The sequence below is a fragment of the Nonomuraea sp. NPDC050547 genome (assembly GCF_044457345.1).
Taxonomy (GTDB): Bacteria; Actinomycetota; Actinomycetes; order Streptosporangiales; family Streptosporangiaceae; genus Nonomuraea.
Genome location: NZ_JBITGW010000005.1, coordinates 168390 through 186313, shown reverse-complemented (window position 1 = coordinate 186313; position 17924 = coordinate 168390). Strand labels below are relative to the sequence as shown.

Annotated in this window: 19 protein-coding genes; 16 read left to right on the top strand and 3 right to left on the bottom strand. The window is 70.2% G+C overall.

Features of this window, described 5'->3' with window-relative positions; all coding sequences use genetic code 11:
* Positions 1-16: 16 nt before the first annotated feature.
* Positions 17-826 carry an SWIM zinc finger family protein gene (locus ACIBHY_RS14700; protein ID WP_397306902.1) on the bottom strand — a complete coding sequence of 270 codons (810 nt, stop codon included), beginning with the start codon at positions 824-826 and terminating at the stop codon, positions 17-19.
* 2 nt (positions 827-828) lie between these two features.
* Positions 829-3849, bottom strand: coding sequence for a DEAD/DEAH box helicase (locus tag ACIBHY_RS14695; protein WP_397306901.1), 3021 nt, complete (start codon positions 3847-3849; stop codon positions 829-831).
* Between the two features lie 113 nt (positions 3850-3962).
* Between ACIBHY_RS14695 and ACIBHY_RS14690 the strand changes: the two genes are divergently transcribed.
* The 10 genes from ACIBHY_RS14690 to ACIBHY_RS14645 all read left to right on the top strand — a co-directional run bounded on the left by ACIBHY_RS14690 (position 3963) and on the right by ACIBHY_RS14645 (position 10541).
* On the top strand, positions 3963-4124 hold the full coding sequence (locus tag ACIBHY_RS14690; RefSeq protein WP_397243182.1) for a hypothetical protein: 162 nt from the start codon (positions 3963-3965) through the stop codon (positions 4122-4124).
* 81 nt (positions 4125-4205) lie between these two features.
* Positions 4206-4526 carry a hypothetical protein gene (locus tag ACIBHY_RS14685; protein ID WP_397243184.1) on the top strand — a complete coding sequence of 107 codons (321 nt, stop codon included), beginning with the start codon at positions 4206-4208 and terminating at the stop codon, positions 4524-4526.
* A 269-nt stretch (positions 4527-4795) separates the two neighbouring features.
* Positions 4796-5080 carry a hypothetical protein gene (locus tag ACIBHY_RS14680; protein WP_397243186.1) on the top strand — a complete coding sequence of 95 codons (285 nt, stop codon included), beginning with the start codon at positions 4796-4798 and terminating at the stop codon, positions 5078-5080.
* Positions 5081-5124: 44 nt separating this feature from the next.
* Positions 5125-5550: a protease inhibitor I42 family protein gene (locus tag ACIBHY_RS14675; protein WP_397243188.1), complete on the top strand. Its 426-nt coding sequence runs from the start codon at positions 5125-5127 to the stop codon at positions 5548-5550.
* 51 nt (positions 5551-5601) lie between these two features.
* A complete protein-coding gene (locus ACIBHY_RS14670; RefSeq protein ID WP_397243190.1) occupies positions 5602-6309 on the top strand; it encodes a DUF1838 family protein in 708 nt (235 codons plus the stop codon).
* Positions 6306-6725, top strand: coding sequence for an HIT family protein (locus ACIBHY_RS14665; RefSeq protein WP_397243192.1), 420 nt, complete (start codon positions 6306-6308; stop codon positions 6723-6725). The genes ACIBHY_RS14670 and ACIBHY_RS14665 overlap by 4 nt, the downstream gene beginning before the upstream one ends.
* Positions 6704-7882: a sensor histidine kinase gene (locus tag ACIBHY_RS14660; RefSeq protein WP_397306900.1), complete on the top strand. Its 1179-nt coding sequence runs from the start codon at positions 6704-6706 to the stop codon at positions 7880-7882. Before ACIBHY_RS14665 ends, ACIBHY_RS14660 begins: the two co-directional genes overlap by 22 nt.
* Positions 7883-7960: 78 nt before the next feature.
* Complete coding sequence (locus tag ACIBHY_RS14655) at positions 7961-8698, top strand: LytR/AlgR family response regulator transcription factor (RefSeq protein ID WP_397243194.1); 738 nt, start codon at positions 7961-7963, stop codon at positions 8696-8698.
* Complete coding sequence (locus tag ACIBHY_RS14650) at positions 8695-9060, top strand: hypothetical protein (protein ID WP_397243196.1); 366 nt, start codon at positions 8695-8697, stop codon at positions 9058-9060. The genes ACIBHY_RS14655 and ACIBHY_RS14650 overlap by 4 nt, the downstream gene beginning before the upstream one ends.
* The gene (locus ACIBHY_RS14645) at positions 9057-10541 is read left to right on the top strand and encodes a cation acetate symporter (protein WP_397243198.1); all 1485 of its coding nucleotides are present in this window, start codon (positions 9057-9059) and stop codon (positions 10539-10541) included. Before ACIBHY_RS14650 ends, ACIBHY_RS14645 begins: the two co-directional genes overlap by 4 nt.
* Here ACIBHY_RS14645 and ACIBHY_RS14640 read toward each other — a convergent pair.
* Complete coding sequence (locus ACIBHY_RS14640) at positions 10538-11512, bottom strand: LacI family DNA-binding transcriptional regulator (RefSeq protein WP_397243200.1); 975 nt, start codon at positions 11510-11512, stop codon at positions 10538-10540. The two genes, ACIBHY_RS14645 and ACIBHY_RS14640, sit on opposite strands and share 4 nt — an antisense overlap.
* Positions 11513-11523: 11 nt before the next feature.
* Here ACIBHY_RS14640 and ACIBHY_RS14635 point away from each other — a divergent pair, with 11 nt between their 5' ends.
* The 6 genes from ACIBHY_RS14635 (at position 11524) to ACIBHY_RS14610 (ending at position 17865) form a co-directional block, all read left to right on the top strand.
* Entirely contained in the window at positions 11524-12687 is a 1164-nt protein-coding gene (locus ACIBHY_RS14635) for a trans-sulfuration enzyme family protein (RefSeq protein WP_397243202.1), read from the top strand.
* Between the two features lie 31 nt (positions 12688-12718).
* Complete coding sequence (locus tag ACIBHY_RS14630) at positions 12719-13972, top strand: ABC transporter substrate-binding protein (RefSeq protein WP_397306899.1); 1254 nt, start codon at positions 12719-12721, stop codon at positions 13970-13972.
* Positions 13969-14868 (top strand): carbohydrate ABC transporter permease, encoded by a 900-nt coding sequence (locus tag ACIBHY_RS14625; RefSeq protein ID WP_397243206.1) that lies wholly within the window; start codon positions 13969-13971, stop codon positions 14866-14868. Before ACIBHY_RS14630 ends, ACIBHY_RS14625 begins: the two co-directional genes overlap by 4 nt.
* Entirely contained in the window at positions 14849-15667 is an 819-nt protein-coding gene (locus ACIBHY_RS14620) for a carbohydrate ABC transporter permease (protein WP_397306898.1), read from the top strand. Before ACIBHY_RS14625 ends, ACIBHY_RS14620 begins: the two co-directional genes overlap by 20 nt.
* A gap of 267 nt (positions 15668-15934) precedes the next feature.
* On the top strand, positions 15935-16267 hold the full coding sequence (locus ACIBHY_RS14615; RefSeq protein WP_397243208.1) for a DUF485 domain-containing protein: 333 nt from the start codon (positions 15935-15937) through the stop codon (positions 16265-16267).
* Complete coding sequence (locus ACIBHY_RS14610; protein WP_397243210.1) at positions 16264-17865, top strand: cation acetate symporter; 1602 nt, start codon at positions 16264-16266, stop codon at positions 17863-17865. Before ACIBHY_RS14615 ends, ACIBHY_RS14610 begins: the two co-directional genes overlap by 4 nt.
* Positions 17866-17924: the final 59 nt, after the last annotated feature.

Sequence of the window (17924 nt, the reverse complement as noted above, 5' to 3'; positions counted from 1 at the left end):
CGAGAGGGCCCTCATATTAGGTCTCGTCGGCGGGTGCCTCAAGATCTGCGGCCATGCCGATATAGGCCGGTCCGAGCTGGTGCGCCAGCCCCTCGGGCGGCGGGAACAACCGCAGCAGCAGATCGGGCGCGCCCGCCGGTCGCCGCTCGGGCCGCCGCACGCTCGCGCCCGCCGCGTAGAAGTCGGCCAGCCGGTCGGCGAACGGCACGTCCGCCACCCCCAGAGGGTCGCCGCGCGCCCCGCCGTCATCGGCCAGCGACCCCAGCAACTGCTCTTGGGTACGGCCCCGCCACGCCAGCACCAGGAACGGGTCGTCGTCGAACGACTCGGCCAGCAGGTAGAGCACCGCCGACAGGTGCTTGCACGGAAACCCCCAGTCCGGGCACGAGCACTCCATGTCCAGATCGCGCGGGAACAGGTCGACGCCCATCGCGGCGAAGACCTCCTCGATCTCCGCCGGCATCTCCCCGGCCAGCAGCTTGGCCCGGTGCACCGCCTGCCCGGCGATCGCCGCCTCCAGCTCGGCCCACAGCGCCTCCGCGTACACCTCGACCCTGACCGCCACCTCGTACGGGTCCGGGCGCGAGCCCTGCACCCTGGCGCTCACCAGGCCCGCGGCCAGCTCCAGCGAGAGCACCTGGCCCTTGCGCGCGTACGTGCGCCCGCGTGACAGCCGCCCCTTGTCGCACACCCGCTCCAGGATGTCGATGAACCTGCGCGACCACCACGAGGCGCCGATCGTGCCGCGCTGGGTGCGCGCCCTGAGCCCGCCCTCGACCGCGATCGGCCGGCCGCCGTCGTACCATCCGTCCCTGCCGACCGGCATCCTCAGCTCACCGCCCCGGCGCCCAGGCGGAAGACCTCGCGCAGCTCCTGGGAGGACAGGTCGGTGAGCCAGTCCTCGCCGGTGCCGACCACCCGCTCCGCCAGCGCCTTCTTACGCTCGATCATCTCGTCCACACGCTCTTCGAGGGTGCCCGCGCAGATCAGCTTGCGTACCTGGACGTTCTTGCGCTGCCCGATGCGGAACGCCCGGTCGGTGGCCTGGTTCTCGACGGCCGGGTTCCACCAGCGGTCCACGTGGATGACGTGATTGGCGGCGGTCAGGTTGAGGCCGACGCCCGCGGCCTTCAGCGAGAGCAGGAACACCATCGGCTCCGGGTCGTTCTGGAACCGGTCGACGAGCCGGTCACGCGCCTTCTTCGCCAGGCCGCCGTGCAGCCAGAGCACGGGGCGGTCCAGCCGCGCGGCCAGGTACGGCTGCAGCATCGTGCCGAACTCCGCGTACTGCGTGAAGACCAGCGCCTTCTCACCCTCCGCCACGATCTCCTCGGTCAGCTCCTCCAGCCGGGCCAGCTTGCCCGAGCGGCCCGGCAGCCGCGAACCGTCCTTCAGCAGGTGGGCCGGGTGGTTGCAGACCTGCTTGAGCTTGGCCATCGCGGCCAGAACCAGTCCGCGCCGCTCGATGCCCTCGCTGCCGTCGATCTTGCCCATCATGTCGTCGACCACCGCCTGGTACAGGGAGGCCTGCTCGGGGGTGAGCGAGCACCACTCCTTGACCTCCAGCTTCTCCGGCAGGTCGGTGATGATGGACCGGTCGGTCTTGAGGCGGCGCAGCACGAACGGTCCGGTGGCGCGTTTGAGCGCGAGCGTGGCCTGCTCATCCTGGCGGGCCTCGATCGGCTCCTGGTAGCGGGAACGGAACCTGGTACGCGTGCCCAGCATCCCGGGATTGCAGAACTCCATGATCGACCAGAGCTCGGCCAGGTGGTTCTCCACCGGGGTGCCGGTCAGGGCGAGGCGGGTGCGGGTGGGGATCGCCCGTACGGCGCGGGCCTGCAGGGTGCCGCTGTTCTTGATCGCCTGGGCCTCGTCGCAGACGACGCGCTGCCAGGTGAGGCCTTTCAGGGTCTCCAGGTCGCGCTGGGCGGTGCCGTACGTGGTGATCACCAGATCGGCGTCCTCGGCCTGGGTGGCGTCACGTCCGCCGCCGTGGTGCACATAGACCTTCAGCCCCGGCGCGAACCTGGCCGCCTCCCGCTGCCAGTTGCCGACCAGCGACATCGGGCACACGAGCAACGTCGGCGAGGTCTGGACGGCCTGAGCCTTCTCGTGGGCCAGCAACGCCAGCGTGGTGATCGTCTTGCCCAGGCCCATGTCGTCGGCCAGGACGCCGCCCAGCCCCAGCTCCGACAGGAAGCTCAGCCAGGCCAGCCCGCGCTCCTGGTAGGGCCGCAGGGTGGCGTCGATCCCGGCCGGGGTGGCCAGCGGGGTCAGCCGCCGCTCGGCCTGCCCCGACAGCAGATCGCCGAGGACGCCGTCGGCGTCGATCTCCAGCAGGGGCAGCTCGTCGTCTTCGCCCTGAACGACGTTCCGCAGGATCTCGGCCGCGCTCAGCTCGCCGTCCCTGCGTCCCTCCACCGCTCGCAGGGCCGCCTTGAGCTGGCGTTCGTCCAGCTCAACCCACTGCCCGCGCACGCGCACCAGCGGCACCTTGAGCCGGGCCAGCTCCGCCAGCTCCGCCTCGCTGATGCTCTCGTCACCGACGGCCAGATCGATGCGGAAGTCGACCAGCTCCCGCAACCCGAACCCCTGACCGGTCGCCGCCGACTGGCTCTTGGTGCGGGTGGTCAGCTTGAGCCCCAGCTTGGCCCGCCCGGCCCAGCGAGGCAGCTGCACGCCGAATCCGGCCGCCTGCAGCAGCGGCGCCGCCTGCCGCAGGAAGGTGAACGCGCCCGCGGTGTCGAGGACCAGCTCCCGCGGCTCGGCCACCCGGAGGGCGGGGTCAAGATCGGGATAGAGGCGCACCGCCCTGCCCAGCCCGGTCAGGAACTCCCGCTCGGGCCGCGAAGGAAGCCCCGGCAGCGGCTCACCCCGCCAGATCCGGTCGGCCGGGACGTACAGGCTCGGATCGTCCACGGCCTGCAACGCCAGCTCCACCCGCCACCCGTCGTCACTCCCCGAAGCCGCGTCCCCGGCGCCGTCATCGGCGCCGTCATCGGCGTCGGCGGAGGGTTCGACCAGGCGGAAGCTGACGCGCGCCGAACCGTCGGCCGCCGCCACCGCGTCGTACCACCCGGTCAGCGCCTCGCGCAGCTCCGGCACGTCCGGGCAGGAGGCGCCGGGCCCGGTGAGCGCGGCCAGCCAGCGATCCCTGAGCGTGCGCGGCCGCGCCACCAGCGGCTCCTGGACCCTGGCCCTGACGTGGGCGTCAGCGAAGTGGTCGAGCGCCGCGCGCAACACCCCCGCCGAGGCCCGCTCCACGGCTCCGGTACGGCAGGCGGGCGGCATCGCCAAGGCCAGCTCCCGGAACCGCGCCGCGTCCTGCCCGGTCAGCACCGCCCGCCAACGGGCCCGCGCGGTGTCCTGAGGGATGGCCCACATGGCCGGCCCCTCCTCCACGTCCGCCCCGCCCGCGGATTCCGCGTGCTCGCCGGACGGGATGAGCTGGGGCAGGACACGGCCGCGCCGGACGAGATCGCGGGCGAGCTCGGCCACGACGCCCCAGAACCGCACCGTCGCCCCGCCGGAGCCGAGCAGGCCGAGACAGCGTCCGGTCTCCGGCACCACGACCGGCACCCGCCAGACGCGCACCCGCGGTCGTATCCCGTCGGCCAGAAGCCCGGTCTCCGGCGACGGCACCGGGGCGGCGGCCGAGCCCGGCAGCACCATCTCCATCACCGTGTGCCCGCCGCCGGACAGCCCGAGATGCGCGGCCAGCTCCTCATGCCCGGCGGCGAACGGATGAGGCCGTGGCCAGGCACCACGCGACGCGGCTCCGACCGCCTCGGTGTCCTCCGCCCAGAAGGCGAGCCCGTCACCCGCCCACACTCCATGCACCACCAGCACCCCGGCAGGCTACCGCCGGCAACCGACAGCACGCCGCCGTTGGGGCGACGCTTACCGGATGGATCCTCTCCGGAGGCTCGCGGCGGTGGCGGGGGCCGACGTACGCTGAAGGCATGAGCGGATCCTGGTGCGAACGCCCCAAACCGCCGGCACCGCCGTGCGAGCTGCCCTCGCCGTTCGCCGCGCCGGACAAGCCGGGTGGCTGGTGTGAGGTGCCCAAGTCGTCCGACGCCGCGGCGGTGGTCGGGTTCCTGCTGAGGCTCGCCCGGCGCTGACCACATCGTGGCCGGGGCTTTGCCGTTGATCTCGACCCGTGCGGTTAGAACCACGGGTGAGAGCACGGGAAGGCAGGGCCGATGGAGGAGCACGAGGAGTACGTCGAGGGAGTGACCGCGGGGTACGTCGGCGCGCACGAGGCCGTCGTGGGCACGCCCGTGGACCCGACCTCGATCAACGTGCCGCAGACCCGGGCGGGTGCGGCGGAGAACGCCGAGGCCGCCGAAGCGGCGCGCAAGGCACGCGGGGTGTTCGTCGCGGCGGACAGCACACACGGGGACGTCACCGACGTGCGCGCGGAGGAAGAGCTCGCCGCGAGCCGTGAGGACGCCGAGGAGAAGGACCCGCTCCTCGCCGCCCGCGACGCCATGCGCGAGGACCTGCGCGGGGGACAGCCGTGATAGAGCGCCTCCTGACAGGGTAGGCGCCTTTCTCGTCGGAGGAGGCGGCCACACACCGCGGGCGCCTTCGTCCGCGCCGACGTGGTCAAGGAGGGGACCCGGAGATGACCGAGGCAGATCCCGGGATGGACCGGAACCGCAGCGCGGGAGACGTGGGCGCGCACCGGGCCACGGTGGGTTCCCCGGCCGGCGCGGAGTCCGATGAGACGACCGGAACGAGAGACAAGGCAGGCGACGCGATGGCGACGGCAAAGGATAAAGCAGGCGACATGGCCGACACGGCCAAGGAGAAGGCGGGCGAGGTCGCCGCGACGGCCAAGGACACGGCCGCGACGGCCAAGGACAAGGCGGGCGAGCTGGCCGCCACGGCGAAGGACAAGGCGGGCGAGATGGCGGTGGCCGCCAAGGACACGGCGGCGGCCGCGACGGACAAGGCGGGAGAGGTGGCCGACGCCGCCGCCACGGAGGCGAAGAAGCGCCCCATCCTGGTGGTGGCCGCCGTCGGCACCATCGTCGCCCTCGTCGTGCGCCGCCTGCTCAAGCGCAAGCGCTGAACGCGCCGCCGTACCCCCGAGGAGGGAGCGGTACGCTGCGGCGGGTGAAGAGGACATGGGCCGCGGCGGTCCTTCTGGCCGTCGCGGCGGCGGGATGCGGCGCGGGTTCGGCGGTCAGCGACTACGGCACCGTCGTGAAGGGCGCGAAGGGGCAGACGACCCAGGTCGAGGTGAGCCAGGGCGATCGTTTCTCGCTGGTCGTCGCCGACAACCCGTCGATCGGCGACAACTGGTCGCTGGTCGAGGTGCCGGACGCGACGGTGGCCTCGTTCATCAGCGAGGAGCACGAGAGCGAAGGCGACGCCCCGGGCAGCGGCGGCACCGGCTACTTCGTCTTCAACGCCAAGCGGCCGGGCACGACGGAGGTCAAGCTGTACAACTGCTGGCGCTGCGGGGCGGAGAAGACGCCGTCGGCCCCGGACAGCGTCAGGGAGTCCGGAACCGCGATCTTCACCATCACCGTCAAGTGATCACGACAGAGTGTCTTGAAACCTGACGCGCGGTCGTAGAGGCTTCACCCCATGGATTTCCTTCGGGTGCGCGCCTCGACTGACGGCGCCGAGACGATCTCGTGGTGGACCGGCGACGTGTACGGCTGGCAGGACGACGACGGCCCGCACCACCTGTTCGGGTTCGAAGGCCTCAACGTGGCCCGCGTGGTCGAGGCCGACGGCGCCTGGCAGCTCCTGACCCGCGAGGCCGCCGCCTACCTCGACCCGAAGTCCCGCGAGATCCTCCAGACCTGGGACAACCCGTTCACCGGCCAGGAGGTCGAGGTCCAGCACGTCTTCAACGACCCGGTCAACCAGCGCCTGGGCGCGTACCCGGTCCCGCGGACCCGGATCGGCGACCAGGTCATCTTCAATGTGGACATCCGTCTCGCCTACCCCTCGCCCCTCAAAGTCGCGGAATTTCCGGAAAATTCGGCAAATGACACCTATCGCGCCCTAGAGCTCTTCCAGTTCTTCGCCAAGGCCGAAGACGTCGAGAGCGACGCCCAGAACGTGCCCAGCTTCTTCTCCTGGAGCCGCGTCTCGCCGTGGCTGCCCTGGATGGCGATGGGCCCGCGCCCCGGCGGCCTCGTCTACCACGTCAGGGGCGGCAAGGTCGACCAGGCCCCCGAGCGGCTGGCCGCGCACGTCGGCGAGCACTTCCTGCACGCGCCCCAGGAGTGGGGCGGCCCCAACGTGAGCAGCTGGTCGGCGTTCGCGGCTAAAGTCGGCAGGTGAGCACCGACCTGTTCTGCGAGATCATCGCGCGGGAACGGCCCGCCTTCACGGTCTTCTCCGACGAGGTGGCCGTCGGCTTCCTCGACACGAGGCCGGTCTTCAAGGGCCACGTCCTGCTGGTGCCGCGCCGCCACGTGGAGACACTGGCCGACCTCACCGAGGTCGGCCCGTTCTTCGAACGCGTCCAGGCGGGCGCCCGCGCGGTGGAGGACGGCCTGCAGGCGGCGGGCACGTTCGTCGCGATGAACAACCGGATCAGCCAGAGCGTCGCCCACCTGCACGTGCACATCGTGCCGCGGCACAAGAAGGACGGGTTGCGCGGCTTCTTCTGGCCGCGCACCAAGTACGCCGACGACGCCGAGGCCGAGTCCTACGCCGAGCTGATCAGGAAGTCATGGAACTCGCCGTCGGCCTGATCCTGGCGGTGATGCTGGTCGGCGTCCCGGCCGTGGTGCTCTGGCGGGTGCTGCGCGGGCGCCGCGAGCTGGGGACCGGGCCGGCCGAGCGGGCCACGTTCGAGACGCTGCACACCGCCTCGCTGGCCGCGCCGCCGCTGCGCGCCGGGCTGACCGCCGAGGGCGCGCAGAAGGCCTCGCGCCACCTGCGCGAGCTGCTCGGCTCCCCGGCGCTGGCGATCACGGACGGCGAGCGGCTGCTGGTGTACGACGGCATCGGCGACCACCACGCCGCCGACGCCCTGGACCACGCGGCGGCGACCTTGCGCGACGGCCGTACCCAGGTGCTGTCGATCCCGTGCGAGCTGCTCGAATGCCCGATCAGGCACGCGGTCGTGGTGCCGCTGACCACCGACGACCGCATCGTCGGCTCGCTGGCCGCCTACGGCCCGCACGCCTCCGCCGGGCTGGTGCGCGCGGCGCAGGAGACGGCCGGCTGGGTCGACTCCCAGCTGGAACTGGCCGAGCTCGACCGCTCCCGCACCCGCCTGATGGAGGCCGAGGTACGGGCGCTGCGCGCGCAGATCTCCCCCCACTTCATCTACAACTCGCTGACCACGATCGCCTCGTTCGTCCGCACCGACCCCGAGCGCGCCCGTGAGCTGCTGCTGGAGTTCGCCGACTTCACCCGCTACTCCTTCCGCCGCCACGGCGACTTCACCACGCTGGCCGAGGAACTGCGCTCCATCGACCGTTACCTGATCCTGGAGCGGGCCCGCTTCGGCGACCAGCTCCAGGTCACGCTCAGGATCGCGCCGGAGGTGCTGCCGGTCGCCGTGCCGTTCCTCTGCCTGCAGCCGCTCGTGGAGAACGCGGTACGGCACGGCCTGGAGAGCAAGAACGGCGTAGGCCGGATCACCATCGTCGCCGAGGACGCCGGAGCCGAGTGCCGCATCAGCGTCGAGGACGACGGCCTCGGCATGGACCCCGACCGGCTGCGGCTCATCCTGGCCGGGGAGGTGGTCAGCGCGGGCGGCGTGGGCCTGGCCAACGTCGACGAGCGCCTGCGCCAGGTCTACGGTGATGAGTACGGCCTGGTCGTGGAGACCGGCAAGGGCGCGGGGACCAAGGTCAACGTGCGCGTGCCGAAGTACCACCCGGGGGTCTCGGCCCGCTAGTGACCTGTGACCTGCGCGTGACGGGCTTGACGCCTCTTGTCGCTTTTATCACTGTCAAGGGATCGGAAGGAGTGTTGCGTGGCTGGCTTGCGCGTCCTGGCGGTCGACGATGAACTTCCGGCTCTGGAGGACCTGTCCTACCTGCTGCGCGCCGACCCGCGGATCGACGAGGTGCTGACCGCCCGCGACGGAGCCGCGGCGCTGCGGCAGCTCGACCGCGGCATCGCCGAGGGCCGCCCGGTCGACGCGGTCTTCCTCGACATCAGGATGCGCGGGCTCGACGGCGTGGTGCTGGGCCGCCTGCTGGCGCAGTTCGCCAACCCGCCCCGGGTGGTGTTCGTGACCGCCTACGAGGAGCACGCGGTCGACGCGTTCGAGATCAAGGCCGAGGACTACCTGCTCAAGCCGGTACGCCCGGAACGCCTGGCCGAGGCGATCCGCAGGGTCGCCCTGTCCTCCGACGTGGCGCCGGACGGCGAGGACGCCGACACGATCCCGGTCGAGCTGGGCGGGGTGACGCGCTTCGTCTCCTCCGCCGATGTCGTGTACGTGGAGGCGCAGGGCGACTACGCTCGCCTGCACACCCAGACGGGCACCCACCTGGTCCGCATCCCCCTCAACACGCTGGAGGAGCGCTGGGCCACGGCCGGGTTCGTCCGGGTCCACCGCAGCCACCTGGTCGCGGTCAAGCACATCGAGGAGCTGCACATCGACTCGGGCAGGTGCACGGTGACCGTGGGCAGCACCGAGATCCCGGTCAGCCGCCGCCACACCCGCGAGCTGCGCGACCTCCTCGTCAGAAGAGCCAAACGATGAGCAGCCGCCGCGTCGCCGTCACCAGCCCCCGCACCGCCGCCGCGCGCCGCCGCCGCTACCCGGCCACGCGCGAGATCGACGAGCAGACCGTGGTCGGCGAGGTCTACATGCGCTCCCTGCTGCGCACCCAGTTCCGCCTGGCGCTGTTCGTCTGCACCGTGCTGGCCTGCGTGATCGGCGGGCTGCCGCTGCTGTTCCTGCTCCTGCCGGACGTGCGCGGCCTGCACCTGCTCGGCGTGCCGCTGCCGTGGGCGGTCCTCGCCTGCCTCATCTATCCCGCCTTCGTCGTGGGAGCCTGGCTCTACGTACGGCAGGCCGAACGCAACGAGCGCCACTTCGCCGACCTCGTCGAGCGCAAATGAGCTTGACCGCGGTCGTGGTCGTCGTGGTGGCCGCGGTGCTCATCGGTGCGTTCGGCATCCGGTTCTCCCGCACCACCTCCGACTTCTACGTCGCCTCCCGCACGGTCAGCCCGCTCTGGAACGCCTCGGCCATCGGCGGCGAGTACCTGTCGGCCGCCTCCTTCCTCGGCATCGCCGGCCTGATCCTCACCTACGGCATCGACATGCTGTGGCTGCCGGTCGGCTGGACCGGCGGCTACCTGGTGCTGCTCGTGCTCGTCTCGGCCCCGCTGCGGCGCTCCGGCGCGTACACGCTGCCCGACTTCGCCGAGGCCAGGCTGGAGTCGATGGCCGTGCGCCGTACGGCCAGCGTGCTCGTGGTGCTCATCGGCTGGCTCTACCTGATGCCGCAGTTTCAGAGCGCCGGGCTGGTGCTGCGCACGATCACCGGGGCGCCGGTCTGGGCCGGCGGGCTGCTGGTGGCGGTCGTGGTGGCGGTCAACGTGCTGTCGGGCGGGATGCGCTCGATCACGTTCGTGCAGGCCTTCCAGTACTGGCTGAAGCTGACCGCGCTGGCGGTGCCGCTGGTGTTCCTGCTGCTGGCCTGGAAACGCGACGGCGCGCCCGGCCTGAGCGCGGCCGACGCGGCCACCTGGCAGATGCCGCTGGGCAGCGGCAAGGAGTACGGGCTGTACTCCACGTACTCGCTGATCCTGGCGACGTTCCTGGGCACGATGGGGCTGCCGCACGTGCTGGTGCGCTTCTACACCAATCCGGACGGGCGGGCGGCGCGGCGTACGACGCTCGTGGTGCTGACGCTGCTCGGCGCCTTCTACCTGCTGCCGGCCGCCTATGGCTGGCTGGGCCGGCTGTACACCCCCGACCTGGCCCGCACCGACGCGGTCGTGCTCACGCTGCCCGGCACGATGGTCGGCGGCACACTCGGGGACCTGCTGACCGCGCTGGTGACGGCGGGGGCGTTCGCGGCGTTCCTGTCCACCTCGTCGGGGCTGACCGTGTCGGTGGCCGGGGTGATCGCGCAGGATCTGCTGGGCGGCGGCGTGCGCTCGTTCAGGATCGCCACGCTGATGGCCGTGGCGGTGCCGCTGGCGCTGGCGTTGTGGGCGCGCTCGCTGCCCGTGGCCGACGTGGTGGGGCTGGCCTTCGCGGTGGCGGCCTCCTCGTTCTGCCCGCTGCTGGTGCTCGGCATCTGGTGGCGGCGCCTGACCACGACGGGCGCGCTGGCCGGGCTGTTCGCCGGGGGCGGGCTGGCCTGCTGCGCGGTGCTGGCCACGATCATCGGCGGGCCGTACGACGGGGTCGTCAACGCGCTGCTGGCGCAGCCGGCGGCGTGGACGGTGCCGATCGCGTTCACCGTGATGGTGGCGGTGTCGTTCCTGACCCCGCACCGGGTGCCGCCGGGCGTGGCCAGGACGATGGTACGCCTGCACACGCCCGAGGACCTCGACCTGGACCGCGGCGACTGGCGGCCCAAGGGCTAGGCGCCCCGCTCGCCGGATCCGCGTACGACCAGCTCCACCGGTACGGTCACCCGGCGCGGCCGTCCGGACGGGTCGAGCAGGAGGCCGACCGCGCTGCGGGCGATGCGGTCGATGTCGTAGCGGACCACGCTCACACCGGGGTTGAACACCTCGGCCAGCGCGAAGTCATCGAAACCCACGTAGGCGGGGCGTTCCGGGCGCTCGCGCAGGGCCTGCAGGATGCCGATCGCGGCCCGGTTGTTGGTGGCGAAGAACGCCGTGGGCGGATCGGCCAGGTCGAGCAGCCGGGCGACCTCCTGCGAGACGCGCCACGGGTCGAAGACGCCGTGCACGACGAGGCGCTCGTCGGGCGTGCCGAGCGCCTCGCGGTAGCCGGTGGCCCGGTCGTGCACCGAGCTCAGCCGTACGTCGTCGGAGATCAGCGCGATCCTGCGATGGCCGTGCGCGCGCAGGTGCTCGGTGGCCAGGCGGCCGCCCTTCAGGTCGTCGAGCAGGACCACGTCGCTGTCCTGGCCGGGAGGCAGCCGGTCCACGAAGACCGTGGTCAGGCCGGTGTGCCTGGCCAGCCACGCGTGGTCGCCCGACGACGGGACGACGATCAGGGAGTCGACGCCGCGGGCGTACATGGACTCGACCAGCATGCGCTCGCGCTCGGGCCGCTCCTCGTAGGAGCCGAACACGACCAGCGCCTCGTGCTCGGCGGCCGCCGCCTCGACCGCCTTGGCCAGGCGCGAGTAGAACTCGTTGGAGATGTTCTCCATGACCAGCCCGATGGTCAGCATCGTGGCGCCCCTGGCCAGCCGGGCCGCCGCCTCGTTGCGGCGGAAGCCGAGCGCGCTGATCGCGGCGCCCACCTTGAGCTGGACCTCGGCGCTGACGTGCGGTTCCCGGTTGACCACCCGGGAGACCGTCTTCAGGCTCACGCCCGCGTACCTGGCCACGTCGGCCATGGTCGGCTTGCGCGCTGTCATACTCTGCCCCCATGGATGATGAATGGATCTGCGGACGTCTCGGCGAGGACGAGCCCTGGCTGCTCGGCGCGGTCAACCCGCCGGTGTTCGAGAACTCCCTGTTCACCTTCCGCACGGCCGGCGAGCTGGGCGAGGCGATCAAGGACGAGGACGAGCGCTACGTCTACTGGCGCGGCACCAATCCGACCGTCGACCTGGCCCAGCGCAAGCTCGCCGCGCTGGAGCGGGGGGAGCGGGCCAAGTGCTTCGCCTCCGGCATGGGCGCGATCTCGGCCACGATCTCGTCGCTGGTGTCGGCGGGCGACCACGTGCTGGTGCTGGGTGCCGTCTACGGGCCGACGACCCAGTTTCTGCGCTATTTGGAGAAATTCGGCGTCACGCATACGCACGTCAGCGATCTCGCGGGGTGTGACAGCGCTATCAGGTCGAGCACGCGCCTACTCTACTTCGAGTCGCCGTCCTACATGCGCTACGAGGTCTTCGACATCGCGGCCGTCACGGGCTGGGCCAGGGAGCGCGGCCTGGTCACGGCCATGGACAACACCTGGTCCACGCCCATCTTCCAGAAGCCGCTGACGCTCGGGGTGGACCTGGTGCTGCACTCGCTGTCGAAGTACGTGGGCGGGCACAGCGACCTGGTCGGCGGCGTGGTGGCCGGCCCGTCGCGGTTGATCAGGCCGCTCGCGCTGACCGAGTATCAGCTGTACGGCGCCGCCATGTCACCCCACGACGCCGCCAAGGTGATCAAGGGCCTGCGCACGCTGCCGGTGCGGATGGCCGCGCACCAGGAGCGCGGCCTGGCCGTCGCCGCCTTCCTGGACGAGCACCCGGCCGTCCGGGTGGTCAACCACCCCGGCCTGCCCTCCCACCCCGGCCACGCGCGGGCCAAGGCCCAGATGTCCGGCTTCTCCAGCCTGTTCAGCATCGAACTGGACACCGAATCGCGCGAGGAGGCGGCCGAGTTCCTGGACCGGCTGCGGCACTTCCGCATCGGCGTCTCGTGGGGCGGCTTCGAGTCGCTGGTCAACGTGCCGGCGCTGTCGGTCGAAGAGAGCGTGCGGGCGACCATGGGCATCCCGGTCGGCCTGGTGCGGCTGTCGGTCGGCCTTGAGGCCGCGGACACATTGATCAAGGACCTCGGTCTAGCGCTGGAGGGTGTCGGTCGCCTAGCGTGACTGACAGCGCTGTCACATCTATGGAGGCGTCGTGAAATCCTTCCTGGCCCTTGCCGCCGTCACCGTGCTGCTCGCGGGCTGCGGGTCGTCCTCCGGCTCCGGCCCCGGCGAGGTACGGCTGCGCATGGTCGAGAGCCTGACCAGCCCGGAGCGCACCAAGCTGCTCAAGTCACTGCTGGCCGACTTCGAGAAGGCCAACCCGGGCGTCAAGGTGGAGCTCATCTCGCCGCCGCTGGACAGCGCCGACCAGAAGATCACCCAGATCCTGCAGACGAAGAAGGACCTGGACGTGCTGGAGGTCCGCGACCACACGGCCAAGTCCTTCTCCAACAACGGCTGGCTCGGCGAGCTGCCCACGACCGGGTGGAGCGGCTGGGCCGGCCTGACCGACCTGACCCAGAAGAAGGCGGTCGAGGTGGGCGGCAAGCCGTACCTCATCCCCTATGGCTTCTACCAGCGCACGCTCTTCTACCGCACCGACTGGGGCATGGCCGCGCCGCCGAAGACCTGGCAGGAGCTGTACGAGGCGGGCAAGAAGATGACCGGCGGCGAGCGGTTCGGCTACTCCTTCCGCGGCGGCAAGGGCGGCGCCGACTACGCCGTCATGATGATCAGCGCCTACAACGGCGAGGCGCTCAATCCGGACAAGTCCTTCTACCTGACGGACAAGCGCACGATCTTCGCCACGCCCGAGGCCGCGCAGGCGCTCGACCTGTTCGTCAAGATCTTCAAGGAGGCCTCGCCGCCGGACTCGGTCTCGTGGGCCTATCCGGAGATGGTGCAGGGTTTCACCTCGGGCGTCACCGGCATGCTCATCCAGGACCCCGAGGTGATCAAGACGGTCGAGGAGAGCGGGGTCAAGACGTGGTCCACGGCGCCGATCCCGAAGGGCCCGACCGGATACGCCTACCAGCCCGTCGGCTACGCCGGATGGGGCGTCACCTCCTTCACCAAGCATCGCGACCAGGCGGTCAAGCTGGTGCAGTTCCTGTCGGAGTCGCAGCAGAGCATCCGCTTCGCCAAGGGCAACTCGCTCATCCCGATCTCCAAGCAGGCACAGAGCGACCCGCAGTTCTCCCAGGGCGCCTGGAAGGCCTACCTGGAGGCGCAGCAGGACCCCAAGCAGGTGATCACGATCCGGCCCGTGGACTACCCGGGATGGAGTCAGTTCCTCGTCGACTCCGACCGTGACGTGCAGGCGCTGCTGACCGGCAAGAAGAGCACGGCCGACGTGCTCAAGGCCTGGGACGCCTTCTGGGCCGACCAGGCGAAGAAGGTCTCGTGACCAAGAGGGCGTTCACCGGGCGCAGGGCGGCGTTCATCACGCTGTGCCTGCTGCCCGGGATCGTGTTCGTCGTCCTGTTCACCTACTGGCCGATGGTGCGCGGCAGCGTCATGGCCTTCCAGCGCTACAACCTGTTCGACCTGACCCAGACGCCCTTCGCCGGCCTGGAGAACTTCGCCGCGGTGCTGGCCGAGGAGCGGTTCTGGACCTCGCTGCGCAACACCGGCACGTGGGTCGTGGTCTCGCTGTTCTTCCAGTTCGTGCTGGGTTTCGGGCTGGCGCTGCTGCTCAGGAGGCACTTCAGGGGCCGGGGGCTCTACCAGGCGTGGGTGTTCTTCCCGTGGGCCATGTCCGGGTTCCTGATCGGGCTGCTGTGGCGGTGGATGTTCAACGGGCAGTTCGGCGTGATCAACGACCTGCTGCTCAAGACCGGGATCATCGACCAGCGCATCGGCTTCCTGTCGACGCCCGGCTGGGCGATGACCTCGGTCATCGTGGCCAACGTCTGGTACGGCACGACGTTCTTCGCCATCATGATCATGGCCGCGCTGCAGTCGGTCCCCAAGGAGCTCTACGAGGCGGCGGGCGTGGACGGCGCCTCCCGGCTGCGCCAGTTCTGGCACGTCACCCTGCCGCACATCCGGCCCACGCTGGCGCTGATCGTGCTGCTGCGGATCATCTGGATCCTCAACTTCCCCGACCTGATCTACTCCATGACCGGCGGTGGGCCCGCCGGCAGCACCGACATCGTCACCACCTTCCTCATCCAGCAGGTCATGGGCGGCGACTACGGCCGGGCCGGCGCCGTCGGGCTGCTGGTCCTGGCGTTGCTGCTGGCCTTCAGCATCTTCTACCTGAACGTGACGAGGTCCGCCGATGGTGAAAAGGCTCGCTAAGGGGACGGTGCTGGGCGCCTGGCTGCTCATCACCGTCTTCCCGCTCTACTGGATCGTCGTCACCTCGCTCAAGCCCAAGGCCGAGATCTTCTCGATGCCGCTGAAGTACTGGCCGGCCAACCTCACCTTCGAGCATTACGCCGAACTGTTCGAGTTCGCAGACTTCGGCCGCTACCTCGCCAACAGCCTGATGGTCTCGCTGGTCGCGGCGGCCGTGGTCACCGTGATCGGCGTCCTCGGCGGCTACACCCTGGCCCGCTTCACCTTCCCCGGCAGGGGCGCGCTGATGCTGGCCTTCCTGGTGACCCAGATGATCCCGCTGTTCATCGCCCTGGGCCCGCTCTACCTGCTGATGTCCGACCTCGACCTGCTCAACCGGCTGGCCGGCCTCATGGTGGTCTACGTCGCCATGCTGGTGCCGTTCTCCACGATCATCATGCGCGGTTTCTACGAACGGGTGCCGGTCGCGCTGGAGGAGGCGGCCCAGGTGGACGGGGCCTCGCGGCTGTCGGCGCTGGTCCGCGTCGTCATCCCGGTGATGCTGCCGGGGATCGCGGCGACGTTCATCTTCGCGTTCGTGCAGTGCTGGAACGAGCTGTTCCTGGCCATCACCTTCATCGACAGCGAGGATGCCAAGACGGTCCCGGTGGCCATGAACTCCTTCATCACCCAGTACGACATCGACTGGGGCTCGATGGCCGCCGCCACCGTCGTCTCGGTCGTCCCGACCCTCATCCTGTTCGCCGCGATCCGCCGCTACATCGTCGAGGGCCTGACCGCCGGGGCCGTCAAGGGCTGAAGGGCGCGGTGCTCGCCGAGCTTGCTTGATTACACAGGGTAGTTACGTGTATACAAGTCAAGCGGCCATTTATCTCGAATGCCCGGACTTATCCCGTGAAACGACGGCGCTTACCGCTTATCGCGCCAAACGGACCTTTCACCGCAGGCCGTACCCAACTAAACGCCACGCGGCGGCGGCTCGCCGAACGACGGGACTGTGGACCTCCACGGAGGGTAGTTTGCGCTCTTACCTTGAGCGTGATCCCCATCACACTAAGCGGGAGGCATGGTGACAACACAAGAACACGACGCGTCGGTCTATGAACGGGTTCAGCAGAGCAGTGAATTCCAGGAGTTGAAGCGCCGGTTCCGCGCTTGGACCTTCCCGATGACGGTCGCGTTCCTCGTCTGGTACCTCCTGTACGTCGTGCTGTCCGGATGGGCGCGGGACTTCATGGGCATTCAGGTGCTCGGCAACATCAACGTCGGATTGATCCTGGGCCTGCTGCAGTTCGTCTCCACCTTCCTGATCGCCTGGGCCTACTCCAGGCACGCGGAGAAGAAGCTGGACCCGCTGGCCGACAAGCTCCGGCACGAGGTCGAGGAGCAGACCAAGTGAGTTCGTCCACACTTTCCACGATCCTGTTCCTGACGTTCGTGGCCGCCACGCTCGGCATCACCTTCTGGGCCAGCCGCAACACCAAGACCGCCGCCGACTACTACGCCGGCGGGCGGTCCTTCACCGGCGTCCAGAACGGCCTGGCCATCGGCGGCGACTACATGTCGGCCGCCTCGTTCCTCGGCATCGCCGGCATGATCGCGCTGTCCGGCTACGACGGCTTCCTGTACTCCATCGGCTTCCTCGTGGCCTGGCTGGTGGCGTTGCTGCTGGTCGCCGAGCTCATGCGTAACTCGGGCAAGTTCACGATGGCCGACGTGCTGGCCTTCCGGATGAGCCCGCGCCCGGTCCGCACCGCCGCCGGCGTCTCCACCATCGTCGTCAGCATCTTCTACCTGCTGGCCCAGATGGTCGGCGCGGGCGCGCTGGTCGGGCTGCTGCTCGGCATCACCAGCGCCGAGGCCAAGAACTGGACGATCGTCGCCGTCGGCGCGCTGATGATCGTCTACGTGGTGTTCGGCGGCATGAAGGGCACCACCTGGGTCCAGATCGTCAAGGCCGTCCTGCTCATGGGCGGCGCCGCGCTGATCACCGTGCTGGTGCTGGCCAAGTACAACTTCAACCTCTCGGCGCTGCTCGGCGCCGCCACCGAGGCCAGCGGCAAGGGCGCGGCGTTCCTCGAACCCGGCCTCAAGTACGGCACCGAAGCCCAGGGCCTCATGGGCAAGATCGACCTGATCAGCCTCGGACTCGCGCTCGTCCTCGGCACCGCCGGCCTGCCGCACATCCTCATCCGCTTCTACACCGTGCCCACCGCCAAGGACGCCCGCAAGTCCGTGCTGTGGGGCATCGGCATCATCGGCACGTTCTACCTGCTGACGCTGGTGCTCGGCTTCGGCGCCGCGGCACTGGTCAAGATCCCGGCCTCCGACACCGCGGGCAACACCGCGGCGCCTCAGCTCGCGGCGGCCATCGGCGAGAACTTCTTCGGCACCGTCGGCGGCACCGTCCTGCTGGCGCTCATCGGCGCCGTCGCCTTCGCCACGATCCTGGCCGTGGTCGCCGGGCTCACGCTGGCCTCCTCGTCCAGCTTCGCCCACGACCTGTACGCCCACGTGTTCAAGAAGGGCAACGCCACCGAGCGCGAAGAGGTCGTCGTGGCCCGGGTCTCCGCCCTGGTCATCGGCGCCGCGGCCATCGGCCTCGGCATCCTCGCCCAGGGCCAGAACGTGGCGTTCCTCGTCGCGCTGGCCTTCGCGGTCGCCGCGTCGGGCAACCTGCCGGCGATCCTGTACAGCCTGTTCTGGAAGCGGTTCAACACCGCCGGCGCCGTCGCCGCCATCTACGGCGGCCTGATCTCCTGCCTGATCCTCGTGATCTTCTCGCCGGTGGTCTCCGGCTCGAAGACCGCGCTGATCAAGGGCGCCGACTTCCACATCTGGAACCTGTCCAACCCCGGCATCATCTCGATCCCGCTCGGCTTCTTCTTCGGCTGGCTCGGCACCGTGCTCAGCAAGGAGTACAACGCCGCCAAGTACGCCGAGATCGAGGTCCGTTCGCTCACCGGCGTGGGCGCGGAGAAGGCCACCGAGCACTGACCGCGTGGGGCGCCCCGACCCGGGCGCCCCACCCTCCGGGCGGAGACCGGACGATAGAG

Coding starts and splice junctions, on each gene's coding strand:
- ACIBHY_RS14645 (WP_397243198.1), top strand. CDS start 9,057: ATGAGCTTGACCGCGGTCGTGGTCGTCGTGGTGGCCGCGGTGCTCATC.
- ACIBHY_RS14660 (WP_397306900.1), top strand. CDS start 6,704: ATGGAACTCGCCGTCGGCCTGATCCTGGCGGTGATGCTGGTCGGCGTC.
- ACIBHY_RS14700 (WP_397306902.1), bottom strand. CDS start 826: ATGCCGGTCGGCAGGGACGGATGGTACGACGGCGGCCGGCCGATCGCG.
- ACIBHY_RS14680 (WP_397243186.1), top strand. CDS start 4,796: ATGGCCGACACGGCCAAGGAGAAGGCGGGCGAGGTCGCCGCGACGGCC.
- ACIBHY_RS14650 (WP_397243196.1), top strand. CDS start 8,695: ATGAGCAGCCGCCGCGTCGCCGTCACCAGCCCCCGCACCGCCGCCGCG.
- ACIBHY_RS14635 (WP_397243202.1), top strand. CDS start 11,524: ATGGATGATGAATGGATCTGCGGACGTCTCGGCGAGGACGAGCCCTGG.
- ACIBHY_RS14640 (WP_397243200.1), bottom strand. CDS start 11,512: ATGACAGCGCGCAAGCCGACCATGGCCGACGTGGCCAGGTACGCGGGC.
- ACIBHY_RS14685 (WP_397243184.1), top strand. CDS start 4,206: ATGGAGGAGCACGAGGAGTACGTCGAGGGAGTGACCGCGGGGTACGTC.
- ACIBHY_RS14670 (WP_397243190.1), top strand. CDS start 5,602: ATGGATTTCCTTCGGGTGCGCGCCTCGACTGACGGCGCCGAGACGATC.
- ACIBHY_RS14615 (WP_397243208.1), top strand. CDS start 15,935: ATGGTGACAACACAAGAACACGACGCGTCGGTCTATGAACGGGTTCAG.
- ACIBHY_RS14620 (WP_397306898.1), top strand. CDS start 14,849: ATGGTGAAAAGGCTCGCTAAGGGGACGGTGCTGGGCGCCTGGCTGCTC.
- ACIBHY_RS14690 (WP_397243182.1), top strand. CDS start 3,963: ATGAGCGGATCCTGGTGCGAACGCCCCAAACCGCCGGCACCGCCGTGC.